At 38.8% G+C, this 11,167-nt stretch carries 13 protein-coding genes; 4 read left to right on the forward strand and 9 right to left on the reverse strand.

The window, feature by feature from the left end; genetic code table 11:
• Positions 1-231: 231 nt before the first annotated feature.
• The 3 genes from ACDX78_RS11535 to ACDX78_RS11545 are packed head-to-tail and all read right to left on the reverse strand — an operon-like array spanning position 232 to position 3,275.
• Complete coding sequence (locus ACDX78_RS11535) at positions 232-651, reverse strand: CoA-binding protein (RefSeq protein WP_486028001.1); 420 nt, start codon at positions 649-651, stop codon at positions 232-234.
• Between the two features lie 36 nt (positions 652-687).
• Complete coding sequence (locus tag ACDX78_RS11540; RefSeq protein ID WP_486028003.1) at positions 688-2,211, reverse strand: ABC transporter permease/substrate-binding protein; 1,524 nt, start codon at positions 2,209-2,211, stop codon at positions 688-690.
• Positions 2,211-3,275 (reverse strand): ABC transporter ATP-binding protein, encoded by a 1,065-nt coding sequence (locus tag ACDX78_RS11545; protein ID WP_486028005.1) that lies wholly within the window; start codon positions 3,273-3,275, stop codon positions 2,211-2,213. The genes ACDX78_RS11540 and ACDX78_RS11545 overlap by 1 nt, the downstream gene beginning before the upstream one ends.
• A gap of 177 nt (positions 3,276-3,452) precedes the next feature.
• On the opposite strand from ACDX78_RS11545, the gene plsY reads away from it, so the two are divergent.
• From plsY to ACDX78_RS11565, 4 genes are all read left to right on the forward strand, one after another.
• Entirely contained in the window at positions 3,453-4,034 is a 582-nt protein-coding gene (gene plsY / locus ACDX78_RS11550) for a glycerol-3-phosphate 1-O-acyltransferase PlsY (protein ID WP_486028007.1), read from the forward strand.
• Positions 4,035-4,116: 82 nt separating this feature from the next.
• Entirely contained in the window at positions 4,117-5,043 is a 927-nt protein-coding gene (gene folE2, locus ACDX78_RS11555; protein WP_486028009.1) for a GTP cyclohydrolase FolE2, read from the forward strand.
• A gap of 104 nt (positions 5,044-5,147) precedes the next feature.
• Positions 5,148-5,378, forward strand: a complete 231-nt coding sequence (gene yidD, locus ACDX78_RS11560) for a membrane protein insertion efficiency factor YidD (RefSeq protein ID WP_486028011.1) — start codon at positions 5,148-5,150, stop codon at positions 5,376-5,378.
• 25 nt (positions 5,379-5,403) lie between these two features.
• Positions 5,404-5,694, forward strand: a complete 291-nt coding sequence (locus ACDX78_RS11565; RefSeq protein ID WP_486028013.1) for a HesB/YadR/YfhF family protein — start codon at positions 5,404-5,406, stop codon at positions 5,692-5,694.
• A gap of 29 nt (positions 5,695-5,723) precedes the next feature.
• On the opposite strand, the gene ACDX78_RS11570 is transcribed toward ACDX78_RS11565, so the two are convergent.
• The 6 genes from ACDX78_RS11570 to acnA all read right to left on the reverse strand — a co-directional run bounded on the left by ACDX78_RS11570 (position 5,724) and on the right by acnA (position 10,718).
• Positions 5,724-6,023, reverse strand: coding sequence for a hypothetical protein (locus ACDX78_RS11570; RefSeq protein ID WP_486028015.1), 300 nt, complete (start codon positions 6,021-6,023; stop codon positions 5,724-5,726).
• A 2-nt stretch (positions 6,024-6,025) separates the two neighbouring features.
• Positions 6,026-6,448 carry an acyl-CoA thioesterase gene (locus ACDX78_RS11575; protein WP_486028017.1) on the reverse strand — a complete coding sequence of 141 codons (423 nt, stop codon included), beginning with the start codon at positions 6,446-6,448 and terminating at the stop codon, positions 6,026-6,028.
• 125 nt (positions 6,449-6,573) lie between these two features.
• Positions 6,574-6,804 carry a small acid-soluble spore protein Tlp gene (tlp, locus tag ACDX78_RS11580; protein WP_486028019.1) on the reverse strand — a complete coding sequence of 77 codons (231 nt, stop codon included), beginning with the start codon at positions 6,802-6,804 and terminating at the stop codon, positions 6,574-6,576.
• A gap of 138 nt (positions 6,805-6,942) precedes the next feature.
• Positions 6,943-7,092 carry an FbpB family small basic protein gene (locus ACDX78_RS11585; protein WP_486028033.1) on the reverse strand — a complete coding sequence of 50 codons (150 nt, stop codon included), beginning with the start codon at positions 7,090-7,092 and terminating at the stop codon, positions 6,943-6,945.
• Between the two features lie 88 nt (positions 7,093-7,180).
• Positions 7,181-7,768, reverse strand: a complete 588-nt coding sequence (locus ACDX78_RS11590; protein ID WP_486028021.1) for a TlpA disulfide reductase family protein — start codon at positions 7,766-7,768, stop codon at positions 7,181-7,183.
• A 238-nt stretch (positions 7,769-8,006) separates the two neighbouring features.
• Entirely contained in the window at positions 8,007-10,718 is a 2,712-nt protein-coding gene (gene acnA / locus ACDX78_RS11595) for an aconitate hydratase AcnA (RefSeq protein WP_486028023.1), read from the reverse strand.
• Between the last annotated feature and the right edge of the window lie 449 nt (positions 10,719-11,167).

Raw genomic sequence — 11,167 nt, forward strand, 5'->3', positions numbered from 1 at the left:
TCATGTTGAGCCTATTGTTATCGTAAATCAAAAATAATCCCTAATTCCAATAATTTATTCTGCGTGTCACGAACATGCTATTTAGTATACTATATATGAAAGATGCTTGTATAGCATATCAAAGCCAGAGGTGTAGCTGAATCTATCAAATAATATTAAAAAAAGGGAAACCAGGTTTATTTTAAGACCTATTAAAAAAGGATGACATGAGGCTGTCACCCTTATCCTGACTTATTTTTTTACTAATACAGCATGCAGGACTTTAATACAAAGATCCATGATTACGGTAAAATCGCGTTCAGTCAGGTAATCATATGCTTCCTGGTTTACAACCCCCTGTTGTGCCCAGAAAACTCGGCAATTCGTTTTGGCTGCGTCTTTTGCTATTTCCGGCAGAACTTCCGGTCTTCTGAACACATTAATAATGTCCACATCCTCCGGCAGGTCTTCCAGCGCAGCATAAGCCTTCTCGCCAAGCACTTCATCAACACTAGGATTAACCGGAACAATTTTATATCCATTTTCCTGCATCATTTTAGAAATCTGGTAAGATGTTCTGTCGGGGTTATTTGATAATCCTACTACCGCAATTGTTTTTGCCGATTCCAATATTTCTTTTATTTTTTCATTTGAAGGGTTTTCCCAAGCCATATATACTGCCTCCTTAAATTTTTTAATTTGAAAGGTTTATTCACCAATAAAGCCTTCTTCTTCTAAAAATTCTCGTGCTACATCATTTGCTGAGGCGTCTTCATAATCAACCTGATAATTCATTTCCCGCATTTCCTCATCAGTGATTCTTCCGCTAAGCTGATTCAGAATCTGTTCCAGTTCAGGATATTCATCCAATGTTTCATTCTTTAATAAGGGAGCACCCTGATATGGCGGAAATAAATTTTCCGGATCATCCAATGTCACTAATTCTAATTCTATCATATAACTCTCCGTTGCATAAGCATCTATGATATCTACTTCACTGTTTTCTATCGCTCCCTGTCTGATACCCGGTTCCATTGTCCGTACTTCGGCAATATCAAGGTTGTAAATATCCTGCATTCCTACATATCCATCGTATCTGTCATTAAATTCCAGCGTAAATCCGGCAACCGTCTCGTCTTCTATTTGCTGCAGGTCGCCAATTTCCTCAAGGTTATGCGTGTCAGCAAATTCCTGGGTTGTGGCCACTGTATACGTATTGTTAAAAGCCATTGGCTGCAATAATGCCATGTCATACATATCGTTCATTCCATCCCTGGCCTGTTCATAAACCGCTTCTGCTTCATTGCTGTCTGCTTCATCTTCCATATGTGTTACAATCGCCGTTCCAGTAAATTCAGGAAAAACATCTATACTCCCTTCTTCAAGCGCACTAAATACGAATGCAGTCTTTCCAAGGCCCGGCTCCAGCTCAACGGTTAAATCCGTTTCCTCTTCAATTAATAGCTGATACATGTTGATTAAAATATTCGGTTCTGCACCTAATTTCCCGCCAATAACCAAATCAGCTCTATCCGAATTGATAAACAGCGGAGTAAAAACAACCAGGAAAACGATCACCAGCATAGCAACAAATGATTTAACGCCGAATTTTTTGGAGACATGTTCAAAGCCCCTTAAAATAAAGTCCAGTGCAATAGCCAATAATGCGGCTGGTATCGCACCAAGAATGATTAAATTAATATCAGCTCCCCGGTCAAGCCCAAGAAGGATAATTTCACCCAGTCCCCCAGCTCCAATCAAGGCAGCAATTGTAGTTGTTCCTACGATTAGAACCATTGACGTACGAATTCCTGCCATGATTACAGGAGTAGCAATTGGCAGCTCGACCTTTGTTAAACGCCTGAACGAGGACATTCCCATCCCTGTCGCGGCTTCTTTTAAAGCGGGATCAACCTCGTTTATACCTGTATATACATTTCTAAGAATAGGAAGCAGCCCATATAAAGTTAAAGCAATAATAGCCGGCGTAGTACCTATCCCCAAAAATGGAATTAAAAATGCCAGGACTGCTAAACTCGGGATTGTTTGCATAATAGCAGATAAACCAATAATTGGCTCAGCTGTACGGTGATACCTTGTAAGCAGTAAACCGAGCGGGACAGCAATAAACATTGCAATCAGCAAAGAAATAAGTGATATCTGCAGATGCTCCCATATTTTTTCAAGCAGCATATCCTGACGGTTCTGAAAAACGGAGATAAATTCACTCATCACTGAACCACCCCGTTTTCCATCTTAGTTTTACTTTTTAAAAAGAATACAATATCTTTATAAGTTAAAACACCTACTAACGTTTTATCTTTTAAAACGGGATAAATTAATTGATCATTTTCTTCAATAGTCTCTGCAGCTTTATACAGAGGCATATCATTTTCTAATGTCTTTAAACTGAAGTGTCCTCCATCTATTACTCCTCCTTCGTAATAGTAATTTTCATCTCGAAGAATGAGCATATGTGATTTGGGATAATTTCCTGTTTCAACGTTTTCTTTTGTAACAACATATTCACTATCTGGATTAGCTATAACATCTACTGCGGTAAGCCATGGTGACTTGCGCTCACCGATAAATTCTTTCACAAAGTCTGTTTTAGGATGCAGAATTAATGCTTGAGGCACATCATATTGAATGATCCCCCCTTCCTTCATTAACACGACTTTATCTCCGAGTGCCATCGCTTCGTCCATATCATGTGTGACAAATAGAATTGTTTTTCTAATTTCTTTCTGCAAATTGCGGATATCCTCCTGCAGCTGCTCCCTGCTGATGGGATCGAGTGCACTGAAAGGCTCGTCCATCAGGATAATATCAGGATCAGCAGCCAGTGCCCTGGCAACGCCTATCCGCTGCTGCTGTCCACCGGATAACTCCGTGGGGAATCTGTTTTCATATGTGGCTGGATCAAGCCCAACCATATCCAATAATTCATTTGTTCTTTTTCGAATAGCTGAACGTTTCCATTTTTTCATTTCCGGTACAACGGCTATGTTTTCACTGATTGTCATGTGGGGAAATAAAGCAATCTCCTGTAGTACATAGCCGATATTCCAGCGCAATTCATTGATGTCATAATTATTAATATCCTTATCATTGATAAAGATAGAGCCTGACGTTGGCTCGATAAGTCTGTTGACCATTTTCATTGCTGTTGTTTTACCACAGCCACTGGGTCCGATTAATGTTACTATTTCACTGCTTTCCACTTTAAAAGATATATTTTTTATTGCTTCTGTACCATCCGGATATGTTTTTGATACGTGCTTAAACTCTATCATGTAATTCCTCCAATATGAAACACTCTAATGCTGTTTTATACCCCGATTTCATAATATTTAAACATATCTCCTCTCTTTTTAAAGATATCTGCCATTTTAGGTTCTTTCCAATAGCACTTCATGCTAAAATAAGTATCATAACCATTTTATAAATTAATGATGAAAGTAGGAAGTTAGATGGAATATATTATTTTTGCTATTATTGCCTATTTACTCGGATCGATTCCCTCCGCACTTGTAGTGGGAAAACTTTTTTATAAGATAGATATACGGGAGCACGGCAGCGGCAACCTCGGAGCAACGAATACCTTTCGCGTTTTAGGGGTAAAAGCAGGGATCGCTGTGACCCTTGCTGATATTTTAAAAGGAACAATTGCCGTGTTAATACCACTATTATTCAGCGCTGATGTATACGGGTTAGCAATCGGTCTATTCGCTGTAGCCGGACATACCTATCCAGTATTTGCTAAATTTAGAGGCGGTAAAGCCGTAGCAACATCCGGAGGGATTATTTTAGGTATTAATCCCATTTTATTTCTGATTATGATCATTACTTTTATCTTAACTTTATATTTATCCAAATATGTTTCACTTTCTTCCATGATAACTGGTATAGTTGCAGTTATTGTTTCCATTATTTTTCAGGATACAGGGCTTACTATCGTAATTGCAATTTTAACTGCGTTTGTGTTTTATAGACATAAAGCAAATTTGAAACGAATTAAAAATAAGACAGAGCCAAAAATAAAATGGATGTAGATACTGATAAACCAATAAATTGAATAATAAATTTTCGTAAAGTATACTTGTTTTTAGCTTAACAGAGAAAGGGGATTATGTTATGTACAGTCTCAAAACATTCCCGCAAAAAAAAATGCCAAATAAAGCACAAAGACATAAATTATTCGGGTCTGTTGAACCCGCCCCTCGAACAAAGCCTGTCGAAAAACAAGATATGGCAGACTTGCAAAACACAAAAAAGGATTTTTTATTCGACTTGGATGCAGTTGGCATAACCAATGTGAAATATCCGATCATAGTGGAAAGTAATCTGAAACCAGATGAACAAACAACAGTGGCTGCATTTACCCTTACTTCCGGGTTGAAGCAAACAAGTAAAGGCACGAATATGAGTCGATTCACAGAAGTTTTAACAGCCTATTCAGAAAATGGGTTTCGTGTTGATATAAAAAGCCTGAGAAGCTTTACAAAAGCACTGGCCGATCGCCTTGAGCAAGATGATACTGAGGTGGAAATTTCCTTTCCATGGTTTTTCCAGCAAAACAGTCCACATACGGGGCTTTCAGGCATGAATCATGCAGATGTTTCCATTACAGTTTCTTATAACCGGGAAAACGGGTATACCCTATCGGGGTCACTTTCCGCTCTAATTGCCACTTTATGTCCCTGCTCCAAAGAAATAAGCGAGTACAGCGCACACAATCAGCGAGGCCAAATAACAATGGAAATTGACTTTGGCGAGGATTTCGATGAGGCAGAGATAGATTGGAAAGAAAAACTGCTGGAAGCGGCCGAAAGCAATGCAAGTGCAAAATTATATCCTGTACTGAAAAGGCCTGATGAAAAAATAGTAACGGAGACAGCATATGAAAACCCGCGCTTTGTGGAAGATATGGTCCGTTTGGTTGCGGCAGACTTATATGAAATGCCTTTCGTAACAAAATTCAAAGTGTCATGCCGCAACGAAGAATCTATTCATATGCACGATGCCATTGCTTCAGTAACTTTTGACAAAGAAATCAGTTAACCCGGATCTGCAATTCAAAATATAGAAAAATGTTTTCAGCTGGAGTATAATCTTATGTAGGGAACCAAGCGTAGCCAAACTTTAATAAGAAGGTTATATAAACAATGAAATATATTTTTATTGGGTTGATTAAATTTTACCGGGCTGCCGTTAGCCCGTTCAAGCCTCCTTCCTGCCGTTTTCATCCAACCTGTTCCGAATATGGCCTGGAAGCTTTTAAACGGTTTGGAGCTATAAAGGGAGCTTATTTAACAGTCATCAGAATAAGTAAATGCCACCCCTTTCACCCGGGTGGAGTGGATTTAGTGCCGGAAAAGAAAGAGAAAAACCGTTAATCCCCTGAATAAGGAGATGACTTCGATGAATTTGCAAATGGCTAAAGAAGCCGCCCAATGGTATAAAAATGAATTAGAATTAAGTGAAGGTGCATATTTACGATTCTTTGTTCGCTACGGATTTGGCGGACATATTCCGGGCTTTTCGATAGGCGTACAACAAGTTGTCCCAACCGATATTTTTTCTTCGGCAGATTTAGAAGGAATTACATTCTTTATAGAAAATAAAGATGCATGGTATTTCGATGGATATGATTTGCATGTAACCTTTAACGATAAAATGCAGGAAGCTAAATTTGAATACGTACCAAAATAAGGCGCTGAGAGAGCGCCTTATTTGTAGCATTATATACGGAATTTCTTTATCTGTTCCCACTTTTCTTCTTTTATTAAAATTTCTTTTTGCCACTCGCCAAACAGATCAAAATGCGGGTAATTTTCATCATTATGTACCCATTTTTCCTTAAGTCCGTACTTCTTTCCCCAAGCTATGAGTTTTTCGATATCATTGCAGCCGACCTTTGTAACCGAATCACAGCCTGGAAATCGATCATCAACCCAGTAATGAGTCAGTATGGCAATCTTTCCGCTTTGCACTTCTTGTTTCCACATCTTTAACTCTTCTCTTTTTATGCCAAAAGCCATATCTATACTCCTTCAATCTGTTTGAGATATGCTGCATGCCAATCAGGGAAAGTTTTTCTAAGGGATAAGGGGCGAAATTTATCTTTTCTTACAATAACATGTTCTGTTGTACCGCTTACTCCTGTATTACCTGATTCATCAATAATCTGGTAGCCGTATATTGTACGTATTCCATTATATTTTTCAATCCATGTTTCAATGATAGCTTTTTCACCGTAGCGAAAGGGGCTTTTAAATTTCAGTTTTGCATCAATTACAGGTGACACAATATTGTTCTTTTCCATATCAGCATAACTGAATCCCATGGATTCTATAAATTTTGTACGCCCAATTTCAAACCACACAAGATAGTTGCCATGATACACTACACCCATTTGATCTGTCTCCTGATACCTGACCTCTACTGTTGTTCTAACTTTATTCAAACTATAATCCCTCCCACAACATAATAACATACAGATAGAAACTTTTTGTTCCGAATAACCCCCTTAACTTTCATTTAAAAAGCCCTTAGCAATAAACTAAAGCTAAAGGCTTATCAATATTATTTTTAGTTACTGTCATGGTATTCATCTGTAATTTCTTCTCTCATGCCTTCAATTGCTTCTTCGCGGCGTTTATTTTTCTCAATAATTTGCTGTCTCTCCTCACCTGAAGCAAACTCCACAGTATCATGGGCTTCTTCAAGGTTTTCAATCGTCTCCTGAACCATACGCTGCAGTTTTTCTACATTATCACTTCGATCATCAGGATTGGGTTGTGTATTTTCCTTATCAGGCATACTCATTCTCCTTTTTTAAATAATCTATTTGTATTTTCTCTAAGAAAGGTTACATGTATACTAGAAAAAATTACCTGAGTCCATTTCTAAGAAGCAACAAAAAAGTCTCTTCCCTAACAAAGGAAAAAGACTTCTAAATTATTGAGCTTCTTTTTGATTCTGTGTATTTTTGTTTATTCTTTTTTCAATATTTTGCTCGATCTTCTCCATCAATAGCCGGTCTTTTAATATTTGCTGTCTGTTCTCACTGACTAATTCATCAAAAGATAGTTTTCTTTTTAAAGAAATGGCATTTCACTCCTTTTAGAAGCAGTATTGCCATTCCTGTAAATTTATATAACAAATGCCACAAAATAAGTTAGACCAAATCAGCCTATTAATTCATGGAGTCAACCATTTCCTCCATAAACTCATAAGTCATGGCGCCGATTTTCCTTGGATGTTGTATTGTTCCGTCTGTACCAATAAAATAGGTGGTAGGAACTGCGACGGCACCCTTGTAGGCATCACTTACTTCAGAATCCCCATCAAGCAGCACCGGAAAAGTGTATTGAAATTCCTCAATATATTCTTCCGGTTTAGAATCGTTTGTTTCAGTTTCCAATAAATTAACAGCTAATATTTCAACTTCATCCTTATTATTATCATAGAACTCCTGCATTTCAGGCATTTCCTCACGACAAGGTCCACACCATGTAGCCCAAAAGTTAAGGATTACCTTTTTACCCCTCAGCTCGGATAACTGTACTTTATCGCCATCCAATGTTTCCAATTCAAAATCAGGGGCGGTTTCATCCGGGTCAATACCGGATGCCTCTTCCGGCATGTTTCCTTCATCTATGAAAACATCTCCCTGGTCATTATAATCGTCTGAACCGGTTGTAGATTGATCACTTACATAATTAAAAATGACTACTCCGGCTAATACCAATATCAAACCAATGCCAAATATTTGTTTAACCATATACAAACTCCTTATACGAAGGTTTAAGCAAGGTTTTAGCACTTATCTTATGCATTATAACTGCTTATAAAATCATTCCAAGTTCCGCTGTCATATTCACACCATGATTTATAGATTATATATCCTCATCGTATGTTTAAATAGGCAAAATGTAAAGATATTACATGGTTTGTTCGAAAAGAATTCATAAAATAAGCCCCCACAATACACATTGTGAGGGCCAGGTGCAAAATATCTATTATGCTTCCATTTTATTACGTAATACCATTTGCAAAATGCCGCCATGGCGATAGTAATCTACTTCTACGTCACTATCAAAACGCGTGACAGCACTAAACTCAGTTTTCTTACCATTTTCGTCTATGGCAGTCACTTTTACTAAATCATGCGGTTTAACAGATTCGTCTACTTCCACACTAAAGCTTTCCTTCCCTGTTAACCCGAGTTTTTCTGCACTTTGACCTTCTTCAAATTGTAATGGTAGTACGCCCATCATGACCAGGTTGGAACGATGGATACGTTCAAAGCTTTCTGCGATAACTGTTTTAATTCCCAGGAGGTTTGTTCCCTTTGCTGCCCAGTCACGAGAAGAGCCCATTCCGTAATCCTTACCACCCATAACAATTAATCCGGTTCCATCCTGCTGATATTTCATAGCCGCATCATAAATTGGCATAACCTCTTCTGTTGGCCAGTATGTTGTGTACCCACCTTCTGTGCCAGGAGCCAATTTGTTGCGAATGCGGATATTGGCAAATGTTCCGCGCATCATAATTTCATGGTTACCACGGCGTGAACCGTAGGAGTTGAAGTTTCTTGGTGAAACTCCTTTCTCTTGCAGATGCTGACCTGCAGGCATATCTTTTGCAATAGCTCCAGCTGGAGAAATGTGGTCGGTTGTTACAGAATCTCCAAACAACCCAATAGCCCGTAAATTATTTAACGGCTCCACTTCTCCTGCTTCTTTAGACAATCCTTCAAAGAATGGCGGATTTTGAATATAAGTTGATTCACTATCCCATTCAAATAAAGGCTCATCCGTAGTATCGATTTCATTCCAGCGCTCGTTGGAAGTAAATACACCATCATATTCTTTACGGAAGATTTCCGGATTTACCACTTTGTCTACTTCTGCTTTTATTTCGTCCATTCTCGGCCAGATATCATTCATATAGACAGTGTTTCCATCTTTATCTGTACCAATTGGCTCTTTTGTCAGGTCAATATCCACCGTTCCTGCTAATGCATAAGCTACAACCAATGGCGGTGAAGCCAAATAGTTTGCTTTCACAAGCGGATGAATGCGGCCTTCAAAGTTACGGTTACCGGAAAGCACCGAGGATACAAGCAGATCATTTTCAACTACCGACTGCTCAATTTCTTCACGCAATGGACCAGAGTTTCCGATACAAGTTGTACAGCCGTACCCAACCAGATTAAAGCCTAATTGATCCAGATACGATTGCAGTCCTGCGTCTTCAAGATAGCGAGTAACCACCTTCGACCCGGGCGCCAGAGACGTTTTTACGTAGTCCGGTACACTTAACCCTTTTTCAATAGCATTTCTCGCCAGCAAACCTGCACCCAGCATTACATATGGATTGGAAGTGTTGGTACAGGAAGTAATGGCAGCAATGGCCAATGAACCTGTTTTCATCTCTGAAGTATTGCCATCCGGATGATTGATTGTAACTTTCTTATCAAATTCTTTTTTATCAAATCCGAATCCCTGATTTCCCTCTGGAGCTGTAACCGCCTTATTAAATTCTTCTTTCATATTTGATAAAGAAATTAGGTCTTGAGGACGTTTTGGTCCTGAAAGATTTGGTTCCAGTTCAGAAAGATTTATTTCTATCACTTCGGTATACTCAGGATCCTGCTGATCAGGAGAGTACCAGAGATCATTTTTCTTACAATATTCTTCTACGAGTTTAATTTGTTCCTCACTTCGCCCAGTCAAATGCAAATACGCCAATGACTCGTCATCAACCGGGAAGAAACCGCATGTTGCCCCGTATTCAGGTGCCATATTTGAAATAGTTGCGCGGTCTGCAAGCGGCAAATCTTTAAGACCAGGTCCGAAATACTCTACAAATTTACCAACTACATTTTTTTCACGTAATACTTGGGTAACTTTTAATGCCAAGTCTGTAGCTGTTGTACCGTTCGGGAAGCTTCCTGTAAATTTAACGCCAATAACTTCCGGTGCCGGCATAAAGGATGGCTGTCCAAGCATGCTTGCTTCTGCTTCAATACCGCCAACACCCCAGCCAAGCACACCAAGACCATTAATCATCGTTGTATGGGAGTCTGTACCAACCAATGTATCAGGAAATGCATCATATTCCCCGTTCTCATTATCAAGTCCGTGAATAACATTCGCAATATACTCCAGGTTTACCTGATGCACAATCCCTGTAGCCGGTGGTACCGCACGGTAATTGTCAAAAGCTTTCTGAGCCCAGTTTAGAAATTCATAGCGCTCGGCATTCCGCTCGAATTCCAGATCCATATTTGCTTTCAGTGAATTAGTTGTTCCATATTGATCAACCTGTACAGAGTGGTCAATAACAAGGTCAACCGGAACTTCAGGGTTAATTTTGTCCGGTTCTCCCCCCATATCAACCATTGCTTTTCTTAACGATGCCAAGTCAACTACTGCAGGCACACCTGTAAAGTCCTGTAAAATTACACGGGACGGCTTAAAAGGCACATCTGCTTTTTTCCCATCCGGTGTTCCCCATTTTGCCAGCGCTTTAACATGTTCATCCTTAATTTGATGCCCGTCATGCTGACGCAACAAGGATTCCATTAACACCCGAATTGAAAACGGGAGCCGGGATACTTTCCCTAAATTGTTTTCTTCCAGTGCTTTTAATTCATAATAGTTATAAGTTTTTCCATTTAGCTCAAATTGCTTCTTTGCATTAAATGAATTAGTGTTCCCCATGTTGTTGTCTCCTTTCAATTAATTCTCCTCTTATGTGTCAAAAAAGGGCAACATAGTGGCATTACAGAACAAAAAACTGCTCTGCACAAAAAACATCCGGCATATCTATTATTCTATCCGGCAATAACCACTAACGCACTAAAAAAGCACGTTACTATGCTCACCATATATATTCTATCTGATATCAGCACATAAAACAATCGTTTCAGACTATTTGGCGTATCGTAAAAAGTTATGCGATGCAATAAGTTTTCCTTATACAGATGCTAATAATAATAAAAAGATACTTATAATGTGAAACTTCATTCAGTGGGGGTTTTCTTTTTCATCCCCCACTGAAACAACCATGGCTATGCTACGCATCGCCACCAACTACCATGAAAATGAATTTCTAAACGAAATAGAAGTATTCATTTAGAAAAATATGGAGATATAGTTAATAACAATAC

It is taken from the genome of Virgibacillus oceani (assembly GCF_041521345.1).
Lineage (GTDB): Bacteria > Bacillota > Bacilli > Bacillales > Amphibacillaceae > Virgibacillus_N > Virgibacillus_N oceani_A.